General features: G+C 70.7%; 15 protein-coding genes and 2 pseudogenes. 7 read left to right on the plus strand and 10 right to left on the minus strand.

Annotation, left to right across the window (positions count from 1 at the left end; genetic code table 11):
- Positions 1–4: 4 nt before the first annotated feature.
- On the plus strand, positions 5–802 hold the full coding sequence (locus tag CACI_RS46690) for a phosphatase PAP2 family protein (protein ID WP_015796394.1): 798 nt from the start codon (positions 5–7) through the stop codon (positions 800–802).
- Here CACI_RS46690 and CACI_RS38770 read toward each other — a convergent pair.
- The 3 genes from CACI_RS38770 to rimO are packed head-to-tail and all read right to left on the minus strand — an operon-like array spanning position 770 to position 3,467.
- Positions 770–1,282 carry a CinA family protein gene (locus CACI_RS38770; RefSeq protein WP_015796395.1) on the minus strand — a complete coding sequence of 171 codons (513 nt, stop codon included), beginning with the start codon at positions 1,280–1,282 and terminating at the stop codon, positions 770–772. The genes CACI_RS46690 and CACI_RS38770 overlap by 33 nt on opposite strands.
- Positions 1,279–1,881 (minus strand): CDP-diacylglycerol--glycerol-3-phosphate 3-phosphatidyltransferase, encoded by a 603-nt coding sequence (pgsA, locus tag CACI_RS38775; RefSeq protein ID WP_015796396.1) that lies wholly within the window; start codon positions 1,879–1,881, stop codon positions 1,279–1,281. The genes CACI_RS38770 and pgsA overlap by 4 nt, the downstream gene beginning before the upstream one ends.
- The gene (gene rimO / locus CACI_RS38780) at positions 1,878–3,467 is read right to left on the minus strand and encodes a 30S ribosomal protein S12 methylthiotransferase RimO (RefSeq protein ID WP_015796397.1); all 1,590 of its coding nucleotides are present in this window, start codon (positions 3,465–3,467) and stop codon (positions 1,878–1,880) included. Before rimO ends, pgsA begins: the two co-directional genes overlap by 4 nt.
- Before the next feature lie 95 nt (positions 3,468–3,562).
- On the opposite strand from rimO, the gene CACI_RS38785 reads away from it, so the two are divergent.
- Together CACI_RS38785 and CACI_RS38790 are read left to right on the plus strand one after the other, a co-directional pair.
- Complete coding sequence (locus tag CACI_RS38785; protein WP_015796398.1) at positions 3,563–5,020, plus strand: MFS transporter; 1,458 nt, start codon at positions 3,563–3,565, stop codon at positions 5,018–5,020.
- Complete coding sequence (locus tag CACI_RS38790) at positions 5,017–5,448, plus strand: MarR family winged helix-turn-helix transcriptional regulator (RefSeq protein WP_015796399.1); 432 nt, start codon at positions 5,017–5,019, stop codon at positions 5,446–5,448. Before CACI_RS38785 ends, CACI_RS38790 begins: the two co-directional genes overlap by 4 nt.
- 106 nt (positions 5,449–5,554) lie before the next feature.
- On the opposite strand, the gene CACI_RS38795 is transcribed toward CACI_RS38790, so the two are convergent.
- Positions 5,555–6,115 (minus strand): DUF4115 domain-containing protein, encoded by a 561-nt coding sequence (locus CACI_RS38795; RefSeq protein ID WP_049871858.1) that lies wholly within the window; start codon positions 6,113–6,115, stop codon positions 5,555–5,557.
- Here CACI_RS38795 and CACI_RS38800 point away from each other — a divergent pair.
- On the plus strand, positions 6,103–6,444 hold the full coding sequence (locus tag CACI_RS38800; protein ID WP_015796401.1) for a hypothetical protein: 342 nt from the start codon (positions 6,103–6,105) through the stop codon (positions 6,442–6,444). The two genes, CACI_RS38795 and CACI_RS38800, sit on opposite strands and share 13 nt — an antisense overlap.
- On the opposite strand, the pseudogene CACI_RS54540 reads toward CACI_RS38800, so the two are convergent.
- Positions 6,444–6,947: pseudogene (locus CACI_RS54540) on the minus strand (helix-turn-helix domain-containing protein); the annotation flags it as partial. The gene CACI_RS38800 and the pseudogene CACI_RS54540 sit on opposite strands and share 1 nt — an antisense overlap.
- 265 nt (positions 6,948–7,212) lie before the next feature.
- Here CACI_RS54540 and CACI_RS54545 point away from each other — a divergent pair.
- Positions 7,213–7,386, plus strand: a pseudogene (locus CACI_RS54545) (YegP family protein); the annotation flags it as partial.
- Positions 7,387–7,567: 181 nt separating this feature from the next.
- On the opposite strand, the gene CACI_RS38815 reads toward CACI_RS54545, so the two are convergent.
- A complete protein-coding gene (locus tag CACI_RS38815) occupies positions 7,568–10,207 on the minus strand; it encodes an FtsK/SpoIIIE family DNA translocase (protein ID WP_015796403.1) in 2,640 nt (879 codons plus the stop codon).
- Positions 10,208–10,461: 254 nt separating this feature from the next.
- Between CACI_RS38815 and CACI_RS38820 the strand changes: the two genes are divergently transcribed.
- Both CACI_RS38820 and CACI_RS46695 read left to right on the plus strand, forming a co-directional pair.
- Positions 10,462–10,797, plus strand: coding sequence for a hypothetical protein (locus tag CACI_RS38820; protein ID WP_015796404.1), 336 nt, complete (start codon positions 10,462–10,464; stop codon positions 10,795–10,797).
- A 172-nt stretch (positions 10,798–10,969) separates the two neighbouring features.
- The gene (locus CACI_RS46695) at positions 10,970–11,965 is read left to right on the plus strand and encodes a DUF5937 family protein (RefSeq protein WP_015796405.1); all 996 of its coding nucleotides are present in this window, start codon (positions 10,970–10,972) and stop codon (positions 11,963–11,965) included.
- Between the two features lie 312 nt (positions 11,966–12,277).
- On the opposite strand, the gene CACI_RS38830 is transcribed toward CACI_RS46695, so the two are convergent.
- From CACI_RS38830 to CACI_RS38845, 4 genes are all read right to left on the minus strand, one after another.
- Positions 12,278–13,963, minus strand: coding sequence for a ribonuclease J (locus CACI_RS38830; RefSeq protein ID WP_015796406.1), 1,686 nt, complete (start codon positions 13,961–13,963; stop codon positions 12,278–12,280).
- Between the two features lie 43 nt (positions 13,964–14,006).
- Positions 14,007–14,933: a 4-hydroxy-tetrahydrodipicolinate synthase gene (gene dapA, locus CACI_RS38835; protein WP_015796407.1), complete on the minus strand. Its 927-nt coding sequence runs from the start codon at positions 14,931–14,933 to the stop codon at positions 14,007–14,009.
- 269 nt (positions 14,934–15,202) lie between these two features.
- Positions 15,203–15,892, minus strand: coding sequence for an FAD-dependent thymidylate synthase (gene thyX / locus CACI_RS38840; RefSeq protein WP_049872161.1), 690 nt, complete (start codon positions 15,890–15,892; stop codon positions 15,203–15,205).
- 119 nt (positions 15,893–16,011) lie between these two features.
- Complete coding sequence (locus tag CACI_RS38845; RefSeq protein WP_041540729.1) at positions 16,012–17,046, minus strand: ABC transporter substrate-binding protein; 1,035 nt, start codon at positions 17,044–17,046, stop codon at positions 16,012–16,014.
- Between the last annotated feature and the right edge of the window lie 350 nt (positions 17,047–17,396).

Consider the following 17,396-nt stretch of genomic DNA (forward strand, 5'->3'; position numbering starts at 1 on the left):
CTTGATGACAGACGCGCAGATCACCGACACCGGCGTCGAAACCGGGACCGGGCCTGGGACCGGAACCGACGCCCAGACCGGTCCGGCAACAGCAACCGGTGGACAACCCGGCAGCCGCTGGCACTGGCTCCGGCAGCCAGAAGTCCTGATCCCGCTGATCCTGCTGGGCGTCTTCCTCGTGCTGTGGGCCCTGGTCCTGGCGCGTCCGACGTTCCTGACACAGTTCGACCTCTGGGTCCGGAACCGCGTGCAGAGCGTGGCGCACGCCACCGACGGCAAGACTCACTGGCCAGTCTTCAAGGGCATCGCCGACCTCGGCGGCGGCGTCACCGTCCACGGCGTGCCGTTCCAGATCCAGGTACCGGTGGTCGCGATGGCGCTCGTCGGCCTGTCCGCCGCCATCGTCCGCCGCAGCCGGCGCCCGCTCCTGGCGATGGCGGCCGGGTACGCCGCGCTGCTGGTCGTGCTGTTCCTGAAGGCCATCGGCGACCGTCCCGGACCGAGCATGGCCGGGCAGGCGATGTCCGGCGGCCTGGGCTACTTCCCGTCCGGCCACACTGGCAACACCATGCTGTGTTACGGCACCTCGACGCTCATCCTGGCCTTCGTGTTCACCGGGCACCGGATGCGGATCGTGCTCGCCACCGCGATGACGCTGTGGGCGCTGGCCGTCGGCTTCTCGCTGGTGTGGATGGACTACCACTGGGTGTCGGACGTGCTGGGTTCGTACGCGCTGTGCGGCGCCGCGTTGTTCGGCGTCGCACGGGTTCTAGGCTTCCGGATCAGGGCGGCTGAAGACTAGGGACAAGGCCCTGAGAACGGCCTGTGCGCGGATGGCTTCCCGATCCCCGTCCAGGTGCAGTTCCTCGGCGCTCGACGCGACCTCGCGAGCCGAGCTCGCGTAACCGACGTAGACCAACCCCACGGGCTTGCCGTCCTGCTCCGTCGGCCCCGCGACCCCGGTCGTCGCCAGACCTACAGTCGCCCCGAACAGGCGCCGCACCCCGTCCGCCATCTGCCGCGCCACCTCGGGGTGCACCGCACCCTCGCGGGCCAGCAGGTCGGCGTCCACGCCGAGCACGGAGGCCTTGATGTCGGTGGCGTAGGCGGTCACCGAACCGCGGAAGACGTTCGAGGCACCGGGAACCGAGGTGATCGCCGCCGCGAGCAGACCACCGGTCAGGGACTCGGCGACCGCGACCGTGAACCCCTGCGCGGTCCCGTCGGCGACCACCCGGGTCGCGAGTCCCGCGATCTGCTCGGCGATCTCCTCCGAGCTCACCGCTTCTCCCCGCTCAGCCGCAGCCGCACCGCCCGCACGACGTAGTCCACGCCGGTCGCCACCGTCAGCACCAGCGCGGCGGCCATCGTCACCACGCTGACCCAGTGCCACCAGTCCGCGGAGGTCGGGATCAGGTAGAACAGGATCGCAAAGCCCTGCAGGAAGGTCTTGAGCTTGCCACCCTGGCTGGCGGCGATCACGCCGTACTTCAGCACCCAGAACCGCAGCAGCGTGACGCCCAGCTCGCGGACGAGTATCACGATCGTGATCCACCAGCTCAGCTCGCCGAGCACGCTGAGGATCACCAGCGCGGTGCCCATCAGGGCCTTGTCGGCGATGGGGTCGGCGATCTTGCCGAAGTCGGTGACCAGGTTGCGGGCCCGGGCGACCTTGCCGTCCAGGGTGTCGGTGATGTTGGCGACCACGAACACCGCGCACGCCATGCCGCGCCATGCCGCCGAGTCGCCGTGGTCGTGGGCGAGCAGGATGCCGAAGAAGGGAACCAGCAGCAGCCGCACCATCGTCAGGATGTTGGCCATGTTCCACAGACCCGCCGGGGACGCCTCCAGCGTCAGCGGGTCCGGGGGGGCGGGTTTCACCCGACCAAGCTTAGGGGAGTGATCGCCACGGCGTGCAGATCCACCCCCTCACTTCCCACCACCTTCGCCGGCACGATCGCGCCCGGCACGAGCTCCACCGCCGGCGTCCCCGGCTCCAGCGCCGGGACCAGCAGGACCGAGCCGTCGACCTCCGGGCCCTGGAACGCCGCGCGCCCCTCGGCCACGCCGTCGTGCGCCACGGATTCCACCAGCACGTCGATGCGCTCGCCGACCCGGTCCTCAGCGCGCTGCGCGGTCAGCTCCTCGGCCAGACCGGTCAGGTGCGCGACGCGCTCGCCGATCTCGTCCTCGTCGAGTTTGTCCTCGTAGCCGGCGGCCTCGGTGCCGTCCTCGTCGGAGTATCCGAACACGCCGATCGCGTCCAGCCGCGCCTGCGACAGGAAAGTTTCAAGCTCCTCGAAGTCCGCGGCGGTCTCGCCCGGGAAGCCGACGATGAAGTTGGACCGGACGCCGGCGTGCGGGACCCGGGTGCGGATCGCCTCCAGCAGCTCCAGGAACGAGTCGGTCCCGCCGAAGCGGCGCATCCGGCGCAGCAGGCCGGGCGCGGAGTGCTGGAAGGACAGGTCGAAGTAGGGCACGACGCCCTCGGTCGAGGCCATCACGTCGATCAGCGTCGGGCGCATCTCGGCCGGCTGCAGGTAGCTGACCCGCAGCCAGTCCACGCCGTCGATCGCGGTCAGCTCCGGCAGCAGGGTCTCCAGCAGCTTCAGGTCGCCGAGGTCCTTGCCGTAGGAGGTGGAGTTCTCCGAGACCAGGACCAGCTCGCGCACGCCCTGCCCGGCGAGCCAGCGGGCCTCGTCGAGGATGTCGTGCGGGCGGCGGGACAGGTAGGAGCCGCGGAAGGCCGGGATGGCGCAGAAGGAGCAGCGGCGGTCGCAGCCGGAGGCCAGCTTCAGCGGCGCCGACGGCCCGTTGTCGAGGCGGCGGCGAAGCACCCGGCGGGTCGGCGGGGCGACCGGGGACAGCGTCGGGTCGTCGGGGCGCTCGGCGGTCTGAACCCCGGCAGCCTGCGGGTCGGACGCCTCGGATCCGGTCGTCTCCAGCACATCCATGGCGTCGCCGTGGCCCGGCACCGCCACGCCGCCCTTGGCCGCCTGCCGGTCCACCGGCGTCAGCGGCAGCAGCGTGCGGCGGTCGCGCGGGACGTGCGAGGCGGGGCGCTCGCCGTGCAGGATCGCGTTCAGCCGCGCGCTGATGTCCTGGTAGTCGTCGAAGCCCAGGACCGCGTCGGCTTCCGGCAGCGCCTCGGCGAGCTGCTGGCCGTAGCGCTCGGCGAGACAGCCGACGGCGACGACAGCCTTGGGACCGGCGCCCTCGTCCTTGGCGTCAGCCGCGGCGATCAGGGTGTCGATCGAGTCCTTCTTGGCGGCCTCGACGAAGCCGCAGGTGTTGACCACCGCGATGTCGGCGCCGTTGGGATCCTCGACCAGGTCCCAGCCGTCGGCCGCGAGCCGGCCGGCCAGTTCCTCGGAGTCCACGTCGTTGCGGGCGCAGCCCAGCGTGACCAGGGCCACGGTGCGGCGCGGGGACGCGGGGGGAGTCGCTGGGGACAGGGTGCCGGACATGGCCACCAGGCTACAGCGCAGGAATAGTTGGCCAGACACAACAGTTGTGTGCTAACAATGGTTACATAGACACAATCAATTCTTCGGGAGGCACCGTGCCCGAGAGCACTCACCGCCGTCGCTATCTCATTCTCGTGATCTGCTGCATGAGCCTGTTCATCGTCGGCATCGACAACACCGCGGTGAACGTGGCCCTGCCCTCGATCCAGCGGGATCTGAACGCTCCCGTCTCCGGGCTCCAGTGGACCATCGACGCCTACACCCTGACCCTGGCCTCACTGCTGATCCTGGCCGGCTCGCTCGGCGACCGGCTCGGCCGGCGCCGCGTGTTCATGACCGGTACCTCGCTGTTCGTCGTCGGCTCGGCGCTGTGCGCGCTGGCACCGAGCCTCGGGGCGCTGGTCGGGGCACGTGCCCTGCAGGGCGTCGGCGGCGCCATGATGAACCCGGTCGCGATGTCGATCATCACCAACGTCTTCACCGACAACAAGGACCGGGCCAAGGCGATAGGCATGTGGTCGGCGGCGTTCGGGGTGAGCATGGCGGCCGGCCCGGTGGTCGGCGGCCTGCTGCTGAGCGCCACCAGCTGGCGGTCCATCTTCTGGGTGAACGTGCCGGTCGGGCTGGCCGCCGTGGTGCTGACCCGGGTCTTCGTGCCGGAGTCCAAGGCGCCGACCGCCCGCCGCTTCGACCCGGTCGGGCAGGTGCTCGGCATCGCGTTCCTGGCCGGTGTCACCTACGCGATCATCGAGGCGCCGCACGTCGGCTGGGTCTCGGCGCAGACCGTGGCGGTGTTCGTCGCGGCGATCGCGGCGGCGGTCGGGTTCGTGGCCTACGAACTGCGCCGCGAGCAGCCGCTGATCGACCCGCGGTTTTTCCGCAGCGTGCCGTTCTCCGGCGCCACGCTGATGGCGATCTCCGGCTTCCTGGCGCTGTCCGGCTTCCTGTTCATGAACACCCTGTATCTGCAGGACGCGCTCGGCTACAGCGCGCTGAAGGCGGGACTGCTCACCCTGCCGATCGCCGTGGCCAGCGTCATCGTCGGTCCGCGCGCGGGACGCTGGGTCGCCAACCACGGCCCGCGCGCGCCGCTGATCGCGGCCGGCGTGCTGCTGGCGGTCAGCGCCCTACTGCTGACCGGGCTGAGCGCGACGACGCCGGTGGCGCTGCTGCTGGTCGCCTACGCGATCCTGGGCCTGGGCTTCGGCACCCTCAACCCGCCGATCACCAACACCGCGGTGTCCGGCATGCCGCGGGCGCAGGCCGGCGTCGCGGCGGCGGTGGCCTCCACCAGCCGGCAGGTCGGGCAGACGCTCGGCGTGGCGATCATCGGCTCGGTGGTGGTGGCGCGGGCGACCGGCCCGGCGCGCACCGGCCTGCCGGCGGCCAGCCACGCGGGCTGGTGGATCCTGTTCGGCTGCGGCCTCACAGTGTTCGTACTAGGTATGCTCACGACCGGTAAGCGCGCGGCGGCGACGGCCGCGAGCACCGCGGCCCGGCTGACCGAGCCGGCCGAGCCGACCACCGAACCCGGGATTCCCGCACTGCGATGAGCGACTACCCCAGCAAGGACGCGTACCGTGCGCACGCCGCGATGCAGAAGCTGGTGCTCCACCAGCGCGACATGCGCGGCGCGGTGGAGAAGGCCACGGGAGTCAGCTTCGGCCGCGGCCGCGCACTGCGGCGCCTGGTGGACGGACCGCTGCGGATGAGCGAGCTGGCGGCCCGGCTGGGCTGGGACAAGCCCTACACCACCACCGTCGTCGACGACCTGGAGGAGCGCGGCCTGGTGACCCGGAACGTCGCCCCGGACGACCGCCGCGCCAAGATGGTCGAGCTCACGCCGGACGGCCACGCCGTCGCCGTCACCGCGATCCAGATCCTGGCCGAGCCGGCGCCGGGACTCGCCCGGCTGAACGCCGAGGAGCTCGCGGTGGTGGCGGATCTGCTGGAGAAGGCTTCCGTCGAGAACGAGTACTGAGAGCGAGTACTGAGAGCCAGTCCTCCGACGGCCGAGGGCGGCGACCGTGATGGTCGCCGCCCTCGGTGTTCTCCGCCCTCGGTGTCTCCGCTCCCGCAATCCGCGCTCAGCCGTCGACCATGCCCGTCGGCTTCAGCGTCACGTGCACGACCTGCCCGCTGCCGCCGGCCGAGCCGACGTCCTTGCCGTTCAGCAGCATGTGGACCGCGGCGGCGTTGCCGAGGGTCACGCCGAGCTGCTTGGGGTCCTGGAAACTCTGCGTGCTGCCGGCCGGGAGCATGTTGTCGAACAGGACGTGGCCGTCGGGACCGGTCACGTTCAGCCAGCTGTCGGAGCCGACCGCGGCGATCCGGACCGCGACACCCTTCGGCGGCGCGGGCGGTGCCGGCGGGGGCGGCGGCTTGAGCGCGACGGCCTTCGGCGGGGGCGCCGGAGCCGCCGCCGGGGCGGCCTTGCCGCTGCCGCCGTCGCCGACCAGCTGCACGCCGGCGAACACCACCAGGCCGAGCAGCGCCACCAGCATCGCGGCGGTCCAGTTCGCCGACTTCGGGTGGCGCTCGATCTTGCCGGGGTCGTCCTTGCGGCGGGGCTGCGGCGGCCGGAACGACCCGGAGCCTGCACCCTTGCCGCCAGCGGCAGCCGAGCCCGCGGGCGGTGCCGCTGCCACTGCCCCTGGTCGCCACAGAAAGCGTCGCGCCCTCGGCCGCCGGCCGGATCACCCGGCTCGGCGCACGCCCCGCGAACCGCGCGGCGTTGTCCCGGGCGGCGCTGGTCGGCACCGCGTTGGAGGCCGGCATGCTCGCACGCTTGTCCGAATCCGCCTTCGGCTCCTCGGCCGCAGCTGCCGGAGCCTTGGGCGCCTCGACCCGCGGCACCACTCGCGACCGTCCGCGCACCGGCAGATCGGTCGGCACGAACGGCGGGTGCTCCTCCAGCAGCGGCTCCGGGTCGATGCCCACGACCTTGGCGATGGCGCGCACGTGCCCGCGGGCGTAGACGTCGCCGCCGCAGTGCACGAACTCCCCCGCCTCGATCTCCCGCAGCATGCCCGGGCGGATGCGGGTCGCCGCCACGACTTCCTCGATCGAGAGCCCGGCGTGCTGCCGCGCCAGTGCCAGGCGCCGCCCGACGATCTGGGAGTCGGTCAGATCGGCCGGTTCCGCCGCCGAGGCCTTGTCGGGGTCGGGCGCCGAGCCCGGCTCCGACGCAGCCGCCGGTACGGAGGGCGTTGGCATCGGCGACACCGCCGCATCCGCCTCGCTCGTGCCGTCTACCTGGGTCTCGACAGGGGAATCGGTCCCGGAGGCGGGGTCGGAGGCGACCTCGGTGGTGGTGCCGGCGCGCGCCGCAGTTCGCGCACCGACACCACCGCCGACGCCCCCCGCGACCCCGCCGCCGACGACCTCGTCCCCGACGAAGCGCCCGCCGCGCAGCACGTCCGCCTCGTCGAGTCCGACGCCCGCGCCGTCCCGCTCGTCCTCAGCCCGCTGACTGCCCATGCGACACCGCCTCGATTCACCTGACCCGTAAGCCCGCCGGACCTCCCGCCGCGCACACCCCCACACAGACGGCTATGCCCCAGATCGAGTGGATTGAGGCGAGACCGGGTGTGGATTCGCCCATATGTCGTATTGATAGGGCGTGCGGGCCAGTGACGATCGACTTGTCGATAAAGCTCGCGGGCACGAACGGCGCACGTGCGATGGCGGCCCTCCCTGCCGCGGCCGACGGTGGTGGAGACGTACTACTGAGAGGACGTGTGCGATGCCCGGGAAGTTCGAGCTCTACAAGGACAAGGCTGGGAAGTTCCGTTTCCGCCTCAAGTCCGGCAACGGCCAGATCATCGCGGTCGGCGAGGCGTACGAATCGAAGTCGAGTGCGATGAGCGGTATCCAGTCGATCCGGTCCAACGCCGAGGCTGCGGCGCTGGTCGACATGACCGATCAGCCCGCGCCCGCCGGACAGGCGATGCCAGCCGGACAAGCTATGTCAGCCGGGAAGGCGATGCCAGCCGGGAAGGGCGCGCCCGCAGGACAGAGCGCGCCGATGGGCAAGCCCGGCCCGAAGTAGGCCGACGGCTGCCAGTCACCGACGGCGGGCGCGGGCTCCGCGCCGCGGGCTACCCCGCCCCCGCCTCGGCCCGGATCGAGTCCAGCACACCTTCCAGATCGTCCGGCCGCACCAGCACGTCGCGCGCCTTGGCGCCCTCCGACGGTCCGACCACGTTCCGCGTCTCCAGCAGGTCCATCAGCCGCCCGGCCTTGGCGAACCCGACCCGCAGCTTGCGCTGCAGCATCGACGTCGACCCGAACTGCGTGGACACCACCAGCTCGGCGGCCTGCAGCAGCAGGTCCAGGTCGTCGCCGATCTCCTCCTCGACGACCCGCTTGGACCCCGCCTGGCCGGTGACGTCCTCGCGGTAGAGCGGCGTCAGCTGGTCGGTGCAGAACTTCACGATCGCCGCGATCTCGGTCTCCGAGACATAAGCGCCCTGCAACCGCTGCGCCTTGGAGGCGCCCATCGGCAGGAACAGCGCGTCGCCCTGGCCGACCAGCTTCTCCGCGCCCGGCTGGTCCAGGATGACCCGGGAGTCGGCGAGCGAGGAGGTGGCGAACGCCAGCCGCGAGGGCACGTTCGCCTTGATCAGTCCGGTCACCACGTCCACCGAGGGCCGCTGGGTGGCCAGCACCAGGTGGATGCCGGCGGCGCGGGCCAGCTGGGTGATGCGGACGATGGAGTCCTCGACGTCGCGCGGGGCGACCATCATCAGGTCGGCGAGCTCGTCGACGATCACCAGCAGGTAGGGGTAGGGCTGGTACACGCGCTCGGAGCCCGGCGGCGGCTTGAGCTTGCCGGCGCGCACCGCGGCGTTGAAGTCGTCGACGTGCCGGAAACCGGAGTCGGCCAGGTCGTCGTAGCGCAGGTCCATCTCGCGGACCACCCACTGCAGCGCCTCGGCGGCCTTCTTCGGGTTGGTGATGATCGGCGTGATCAGGTGCGGGATGCCCTCGTAGCTGGTCAGCTCGACCCGCTTGGGGTCCACCAGGATCAGCCGCACCTGGTCCGGGGTGGCGCGCAGCAGCACCGAGACGATCAGGGTGTTGATGCAGGTGGACTTGCCGGCGCCGGTCGCGCCGGCCACCAGCATGTGCGGCATGCGCGTCAGGTTGGCCACGATGTGCCGGCCCTCGACGTCCTTGCCGAGCGCGACCATCATCGGGTGGGACTCGCCGGTGGCCTCCACCGAGCGCAGCACGTCGCCCAGCGAGACGTTCTCCCGGTCGGTGTTCGGGATCTCGATGCCGATCGCGGACTTGCCGGGGATCGGCGAGAGGATCCGGACGTCCGCCGAGGCGACCGCGTAGGCGATGTTCTTCGACAGCGCGGTGATGCGCTCGACCTTGACCGCCGGGCCCAGCTCCACCTCGTAGCGGGTGACCGTCGGGCCGCGGGTGAAGCCGACGACCTTGGCGTCCACGTTGAACTGCTTGAACACCTCGACCAGCGCGGCCACCACAGCGTCGTTGGCCTTGGAGCGGGTCTTCGGCGGCGCGCCGACGCGCAGTATGTCCGGCGGCGGCAGCTTGTACTCGGCGTTCGGGTCGGCGTTGGCCGCGTACAGCTCCATCGCCGCCTGGACCGCGTCCTTGGGCGAGCCGGAGGAGGCCTGCGCCGAGGCGGGCGTCTTCTTCCCGGCGGCCTTGCGGCTGCGCGGGACCGCGACCGGGATCGGCACCTGCGTGCCGTCGTCCTCGGCCGGGACGGCGTCGGCCGTGGCGTCCACGGCCCCGTCGAGCATCGGGATGAAGATCGTCGGCTCGTTCTCGACGGTCTGCTGCAGCCGCTGGTTGCGCACCTCGTTGTCGGAGGGGTCGTCCTCGACGTCGAGGATGCCGTACGGGTCGTCCCCCGCGGCCTCCAGCGCCTCCGGGTCCTCGCGGTCGCCGAAGATCATCCAGTGCAGGAAGCCGCCGGCGTGCCCGCGTCCGGCGCGGATCCGCTCCGGGATCCGGTAGACCGGCGTGGCGGTGATGACCAGGACGCCGAACAGCAGCAGCAGGATCAGCAGCGGCACCGCCACGAACGAGGACACCGTGGAGACCAGCGGCGCCGAGATCGCGTAGCCGATCCAGCCGCCGGCGTTGCGCATCGCGGCGGAGCCGTCGGAGGGGTGCGGCATGTGGCCGGAGATGTGGATCAGACCGACCGCGGAGACCGTGAAGGCTCCCCAGCCGATGGACATCCGGTTGGTGTCGGCGGCCTCCTCCGGCCGCCGGATCACCCGCACCGCCAGGCCGAAGACCAGCAGCGGCGTGAACGCGCCGACCCGGCCGAAGCCACCGGCCACGATTGCGACGATGGCCTGCGGCACCGCACCGGGGAACCCGTGCCACAGCGCCGCGGCCATCACTATCCCGAGACCGATCAGGGCGAAGCCGACACCGTCGCGCCGGTGGTCCGGGTGCAGCGACCGGGCACTCTGCCGAGCGCCTTGGGAGGCTCGGCCGGCCTGCCGGCGCGAGCCGTTGGCGAGTTTGCCGATGCCCTTCTCCAAGGGACCGGCATCGCGCGCCGAACGCGAGCGCGGATTCTTCGGCGACGGCGTGGCAGCCGCGGTGCCGGAAGCGCCAGCCCTGCCGCGCCCCTTCCTCGCGGCGGCGCCCTTGGCCGCTCCCCCCGATCCGGCCTTGGCGCCGGACTTGGACGCGGGTGTGGCTGCCGTTGCCTTGCTGTTCTTGGAGGGCGTACGGGTGGCCATGATGACCAGGCTACCGGTGATGTCCCACCGGTACCGCCCGCCACACGCAAGTCGCGCGGGTGTGCGACCCCGCACCGGGCCCGACCGCCGATTCCCGTCCTGGCGGCCGTTCAGGCTAAAGTGGTTCGGTCGGCCCCTTGTGGGTGCCGCGCAGGCACATGCGTGCGCACCCGTCCCAGGCGGGTCGATCCTTAATTCATCAGCTGGTTCGTCCGCGTCGGCTCGACGCGCCGGGACTATCGAGGAGGGCCGTCGTGGCCGGTGCCAAGAAGGAAAGCAAGACAGCGCGCGCATCCGTGCGGGCCGGTGCCGGTGGTGCCGGCGGCGGGCGTGTCTTCGGTGACATGAAGCGGTTCACGCCGCTGGGCGGTGGCTTCTGCTACTTCGCCAACAGCGACGGCAAGAGCCTGCACCTGAAGGTGGACTCCGAGGAGCTGTTCACGGTCCTGTCCGCCATCGAGGGTGCCGACCGCGCGAAGGTCGACGCCGAGGTGACCGAGCTGGCCGCCAAGTACGGCGAGAAGGTCCCGGCGTGGAAGGCCCTGGCGGAGAAGCTGACGGCGGGCGAGCTCGCCGAGGCCGCCGCCTGAGGCCTGCCCAGCGCAGACACGTATAGCGAGCCCCTGACCCCGCGCGGTCAGGGGCTCGCGGCGTATCATTCGAGCGACGACAGCCGGCGGGGCTGTCAGGGCGCTGCCACCTCCTGATCGCGCGGCCGGGACGGGAAGACGTGACGGCCCGGTCGGAGGAGGGGTGGTCTGCGTGGTCGGCATCCCCATGACCAGCGCCGACCTGGCCCACATCGGCTTCGAGACCTCGCCCTTGGTGAACCTCGTGCGCGGCCTGGACCAGCTCGGATCCACCCGCCCCCTGCGCTCGGCGCACCGACGCTGGCTCGCCGGAGCGCTGCGGCAGATCCCCGAGCGCTGCCGGCCGCTGATGGAGCTGCTGAACGCGATCCCCAACTACGCCCCGGCTTTCCTGATACCGGACCTGCCCCCGACTGGACGCCTGCACCGCGGCTTGGACGAGGAGCTGGACGCGCTGCGCGCGGTCCGCGACACCGAGCTGGCGCTGGACTTCACGATCTTCGACACCTGGGAGCGCCGGCCCTCCCGGGCCTATGACGCGCTGCGCGACCGCGGCGACCGGCTGATCCCGGTCCTGACCGACGCGATGCACGCGCTGTACACAGCCTGCCTGGCCGAGGACTGGCCGGACATCCGCCGCACCCTGGACGCCGACATCGGCCGCCGGGCACGCCAGATGGCCATCGACGGTCCGGGCGCGGTCCTGAACGACCTGCACCCCAAACTCAGCTGGGAACCCGAGAAGCTCTCGCTGGCGGTCTCGAAGGTTCCGGACTGGCGCTACGACCTGCGCGGCGACGGGCTGACGTTCACACCGTCGGTGTTCGGGCACTATGTCGGCTCGCTGATAGCCCCGGGCAGACGCTCGATCATGGCTTATCCGGTCTCCGACCTGGACGCCTCCGCCGCGCTGAGTCCGGACGGATCGCCGGGCGACGGTCTGGCCTCGCTGATCGGCCGGGCCCGCGCCGCCGCGCTGCGCGCCATCGGCGACGATCCCACGACCGGCGAGCTGGCGGTGCGCCTGGGCGTCAAGGCGCCGACCGCGTCGGCTCATGCCGCCGCGCTGCGCTCGGCCGGACTGGTCGTCACCGAGCGGACCGGACGCAGTGTCCGGCACCGGCTGACGGGCCTGGGAGCGGAACTGATAGCGGCGAACCGCCGGTAGCCCCCGCCGGCTCCGGCAGTCCGGTCCACAACGGGCCCGTGTATGGCCGGGACCGCCCCGTCCGCCGGATGCGGACCGACGATCCCGGCCACCCCCGTTACCCCCGTACCCCGTACGAACCCCCGCCCCTGACCCCCCGGTGAGGTGCCGCGATGCTTGGGTTCCCCCTGGCCGAGCTGCGGCTCCGCCCCACGAAGGCCGCTCCTCGTCCCGACATCCATTACAGCGGTAACGAAAGAGGCGGGCCATCCTTTCGTTTCTGCACCGAAAGGATGGCCCGCCGCAGCCTCGCCGGGCTGGTCAAGCTGTGGATCAGACCTCGACGACCACCGGCAGGATCATCGGGCGGCGGCGCGTGGTGTTCGAGACCCAGCGCCCGACCGAGCGGCGCACCAGCTGCTGGAGCTGGTGGGTGTCGCCGATGCCCTCGGCGGCGGCGTCCGCGAGCGCCTGCACGATCAGCGGCTTGGCCTGCTCCAGCGTCTGGTCGTCCAGTCCGAAGCCGCGGGCGGTGATGACCGGGCCGGTGACGATGGTCCCGGTATCGGCCGACACCGCGACGAACACCGAGACGAAGCCCTCGTCGCCCAGGATCCGGCGGTCCTTCAGCGAGGCCTCCGTCACCGAGCCGACCGAGCTGCCGTCGACGTAGACGTAGCCGGCGTCGACCTTGCCGGTGATCCGCGCGACGCCGTCGACCAGGTCCACGGTGACGCCGTCCTCGGCGATCACCACCCGGTCCTCCGGCACGCCGGTCTTCATCGCCAGGTCGGCGGCGGCGCGCAGGTGCCGCCACTCGCCGTGCACCGGCATGAAGTTGCGCGGCTTGGCCAGGTTGAAGAAGTACAGCAGCTCACCGGCCGCGGCGTGTCCGGACACGTGCACCATGGCGTTGCCCTTGTGCACGACCGTGGCGCCCCAGCGGGTCAGGCCGTTGATCACGCGGTTCACCGCGTTCTCGTTGCCGGGGATCAGCGAGGACGCCAGGATGACCGTGTCGTCGCCGGTGATCCGGACCTGGTGGTCGCGGTTCGCCATGCGGGACAGCGCGGCCATCGGCTCGCCCTGCGACCCGGTGCACATCAGCACCACCTTGTCGTCCGGCAGGTCGTCGATCTCCTTGAGATCGATGATCAGGTCCGCCGGCACCTTCAGGTAGCCCAGGTCCCGGGCCACGGCCATGTTGCGCACCATGGACCGGCCGACCAGCGCGACCTTGCGGCCGTGCAGCGCGGCGACGTCGCAGACCTGCTGCACCCGGTGCACGTGCGAGGCGAAGGAGGCGACGATGATGCGCCCCTTGGCCCGGCCGAACACCCGGTCCAGTACCGGGGTGATCTCCCGCTCGGAGGTGACGAAGCCCGGCACCTCGGCGTTGGTGGAGTCCGCCAGCAGCAGGTCGATGCCGGCCTTGCCGAGCTCGGCGATGGTCGCCAGGTCAGTCAGCCGGTCGTCCAGCGGCAGCTGGTCCATCTTGAAGTCGCCGGTGTGGAACACCGTGCCGGCCGGGGTCTTGATCGCCACGGCCATGGCGTCCGGGATGGAGTGGTTCACCGCGACGAAGCGGCACTCGAACGGGCCGATCTGCTCCACGTCGCCCTCGACGACCTGCAGCGAGTACGGCCGGATGCGGTGCTCGGTGAGCTTGGCCTCGACCAGCGCCAGCGTCAGCTTGCTGCCGATCAGCGGGATGTCCGGGGCTTCCTTGAGCAGGTAGGGCACCCCGCCGATGTGGTCCTCGTGGGCATGCGTCAGCACCACGCCGACCACGTCGTCCAGCCGGTCCCGGATGGCGCTGAAATCCGGCAGGATCAGGTCGACGCCGGGCTGGGCCTCCTCCGGGAAGAGGACGCCGCAGTCGACGATGAGCAGCTTGCCGCCGTACTCGAAGACGGTCATGTTGCGACCGATCTCTCCGAGTCCGCCGAGCGGGGTCACGCGCAGCGCGCCTCGCGGCAGCGGCGGCGGTCCGGAGAGTTCCGGATGCGGATGGCTCATGCAGTTTTCCTTTGTGTTCCGCGGACCTCTGGTCCGCTCCTTGCTAGATCTTCACGCCGCCTTGGGCGAGAAACGTCTTGAGCCGGGCCTGCTGCTCCTCGGTCGCCTCGACCAGGGGCAGCCGCACCGGGCCGCCGGGCAGTCCCAGCATGTTCATTGCCGTCTTGAGGGAGATCACACCTGGCAGACTCGTCACACCGGCGTGGACCGGCAGCAGTTCGGCGTGCAGGCGGGCCGCCTCGGCCACGTCGCCGGCCAGATACGCGGCGATCATCGCGCGGATGCGCGGCGCCGCGAGGTGGGCCGACATGCTCACCACGCCGACCGCCCCGACCGAGAGCCAGGGCAGGGTCAGCGGGTCGTCCCCCGAATAATAGGCCAGACCGGTGGCCGCCATCACCTCGGACCCCGCGGTCAGGTCGCCCTTGGCGTCCTTGACCGCGACGATCATGTCGTGGCCGGCGAGCCGCTTGAGCGTGTCGACCTCGATCGGGATGCCGGAGCGGTGCGGGATGTCGTAGAGCACCACCGGGCGCGAGGTGTGGTCGGCCACAGCGGTGAAGTGCCGGTACAGGCCCTCCTGCGTGGGCTTGTTGTAGTACGGGGTCACGACCAGCAGCGCGTCGGCGTCTTCCTCGGCCTGCCGGGCCAGCTCCAGCGTGTGCGCGGTGCTGTTGGTGCCGACGCCGGCGATCACGTGGGCCCGGTCGCCGACCGCTTCGCGCACCGCGCGCAGCAGCGCCTTCTGCTCGGCGTCCGTCGTGGTCGGCGACTCGCCGGTGGTCCCGGAGACCACCAGGCCGTCGTTGCCGGCGTCGACCAGATTCGCGGCCAGTTTCTGCGCACCGTCCAGGTCCAGGGAACCGTCCGCCTGGAAGGGCGTGATCATCGCGGTGATCAGGCGACCGAAGGGCGCGCCGGCCGACCACAGGTCGGCGGCGGGCTCGGTGGGGTGCGCGTTCTGGGGCATGGCACAAAGGTACCGGCCCGCACCGGTGATCGAATATCTGCCTTTGCTTACGCGAATCCCACAGCCGCGCTGAACGGAAGGCGGCCGGGATCAGCCGTATGGCGGATGGACAGACCCCGTCTCCACCGCTCGGGGGTCCGGTGGGGACGGGGTCCACCGTGGTTAACAGAGGTGCGCGGGGCACGTTACGGGTCAGACCGGGGCGTCGGTCGTTTTTCACTCCTTAGGACTACCAGGAGTGAGCACTTCGCGACTGAAGGAAGATCCTCCTACGGCGCGACGCGTCCGTTCGCCTCCCACGCCGCGTACGTCAGCGGCATCAGCTCGGCGAAGTACGCCTCCATCTTCTCCGCGACCATCTCGATCTCGCGCTGCGGGAAGGACGGGAACGTCGCCTCCTCGTGCTTGGTCCGCAGCGACAGGAAATGCATCAGCGCGCGGGCGTTGCAGGTGGCGTACATCGAGGAGTAGATGCCGACCGGGAGCACGCTGCGGGCCACCTCGCGGGCGATACCGGCGTCGAGCATCTCCAGATAGGCGGCGTAGCTGGCCTCACAGGAACGGCGGACTGTCTCCTCGGCCGTCTTGTGCTGCTCCTCGGTGCCCGAGACGAAGACGTACTTGCCGGGCTTGCCTTCCTGCACGAGCTTGCGGTCCGGACCCGGGACATAGAACACCGGCTCCAGCTTGCGGTAGCGGCCGCTCTCCTCGTTGTAGGACCAGACCCGGTGCCGCATGAACTCGCGGAAGACGAAGATCGGCGCGGAGACCAGGAAGGTCATCGTGGAGTGCTCGAACGGCGAGCCGTGCCGGTCGCGCATGAGGAAGTTGATGAGGCCGCCGGAGCGGGCCGGGTCGGCGCCGGCCTCGTCGAGCGACTGCTCGCCCTGGGTCGAGACCCGGGCCGCCCACAGCACATCGCTGTCCGCGGCCGAGGCCTTCACCAACTCCACGGTCATGTCCGACCGGAACCGCACACCGTCTTCTCCATCGCTCACCGTCCGAGCCTAACGGCGCCGACCTGTGACGACGCCGGCGCGGACGGTGCGATCAAGCCGGTCGGCCCGGATCAGGCCGGTCAGCCCGTGCCGCGCAGCGCGTCCGGCGGCATCATCGTGTCGATGTTGTAATACGGCGCCAGGTCCAGACCCTGCATCAGGGTCAGGACGCGGGCCACCCGGTCGACGTTCACGGTGGTCGGGAACGTGCCGAAGCTCAGGCTCGCGGCCACCGTGGAGGTGGCCATGGTGCCGTAGTGGATCTGCATCTCGGTCATCGCCGTGGCGCGCTGCGAGGTGACCGTCTTGGCCTGGTTCAGCGCCCCGGTGAAGGCCTTGAACAAGTTGGTGTCGGCGACCGCGAGGTCCTGCTTGGCGAAGTAGCCGCCCATCGGCATGGCCTGCGTCGAGCCGCGGGTCAGGTCCATCAGGTTGACCAGCCGGTCGTTGTTCATCGCGACGCTGTAGTAGGGCTCGGCGATCACGGCGGCCACGTTCTTGTCCGGGCTGCCGGTGACCTTCTCGGCGAGTCCGGCCGGCGCCATCGATTTCAGGTGCGCGGCGGAGTTGCCGGCCTTGATCCGCAGGCTGTTGGCCAGATCCGGCAAGGACGTCATCAGCATGACCGCCGGGACGGTGTAGTCGTCGTTGGCGTCGTTGGTCCCGGCCGTGGGGACCAGGAAGCCGCCGGCCGCGGCGAAGTCGGTCTTGATCTGGTCGGCGTTCTTGCCGTCCGTGGGCTTGCCGACCAGCTGCACGCTGCCGTCGCCGGCGGTGTAGCCCTCGGCGACCAGTTGCAGCCGGAAGGCACCGGTGGACTGGGCCAGGATCGCGTGGACGTAGTCGTCGTAGACCAGGTCGACCTTGCCGTCGTTCAGGGCCTGGAGCGCGTCCTGGTAGGAGTTATAAGAATTATCGATCTGGACGTCGATCCCCTGGGCCTTGAAATAGCCCTTGTCGAGACCGGTGAAGACCGGCAGTGCGCCAATCTCTCCCTTGGGTATTCCGATACGAAGATGATTTTGTTCCAGCGCTCCGTGCGCGGGCATCGAGGACGCCGAGGAGGTGCCGCTGCTGCACGCCGTGGCGGCACCGGCGCACGCTGTGAGCACCACACTCAGGACGATCGCCGAGGTCCTGCGCGAACGGGCTCGGGGTTTGGCTGATCGCACTGCGCTGCCCCCTGCAAGGTTTTCGATGAAGCCGGTCGGCGCATCGTAATACATGGGCCGCCGGGCCCCTACTGCACCGTTGAGATCGACTAGCACTAATGCACGAGTAAGGATACGCATATGCGCGGAGCTGTTGCCCGGTTTATCCGCCTATAACGCGCCGAACCGTACCTCTGTCAACCCCCGCCCTTGGCCAGGCTCGCTCTCCTGTGCTGGAATGCGTTGCTTGAAACCTAGAGACCGCGAGCCCCGTACGGCGCCCCACCCGCCGTACTAGCGGCCCGGTCGCAAAG

The sequence above is a fragment of the Catenulispora acidiphila DSM 44928 genome (genome assembly GCF_000024025.1).
Lineage (GTDB): Bacteria > Actinomycetota > Actinomycetes > Streptomycetales > Catenulisporaceae > Catenulispora > Catenulispora acidiphila.

What these genes read in the sequence shown, in the direction of transcription:
- CACI_RS46690 (WP_015796394.1), top strand. Translation starts at nt 5, where the DNA reads ATGACAGACGCGCAGATCACCGACACCGGCGTCGAAACCGGGACCGGG.
- CACI_RS38790 (WP_015796399.1), top strand. Translation starts at nt 5,017, where the DNA reads ATGAGCGACTACCCCAGCAAGGACGCGTACCGTGCGCACGCCGCGATG.
- thyX (WP_049872161.1), bottom strand. Translation starts at nt 15,892, where the DNA reads ATGACCGTGGAGTTGGTGAAGGCCTCGGCCGCGGACAGCGATGTGCTG.
- CACI_RS38815 (WP_015796403.1), bottom strand. Translation starts at nt 10,207, where the DNA reads ATGGCCACCCGTACGCCCTCCAAGAACAGCAAGGCAACGGCAGCCACA.
- CACI_RS38830 (WP_015796406.1), bottom strand. Translation starts at nt 13,963, where the DNA reads ATGAGCCATCCGCATCCGGAACTCTCCGGACCGCCGCCGCTGCCGCGA.
- dapA (WP_015796407.1), bottom strand. Translation starts at nt 14,933, where the DNA reads ATGCCCCAGAACGCGCACCCCACCGAGCCCGCCGCCGACCTGTGGTCG.
- rimO (WP_015796397.1), bottom strand. Translation starts at nt 3,467, where the DNA reads ATGTCCGGCACCCTGTCCCCAGCGACTCCCCCCGCGTCCCCGCGCCGC.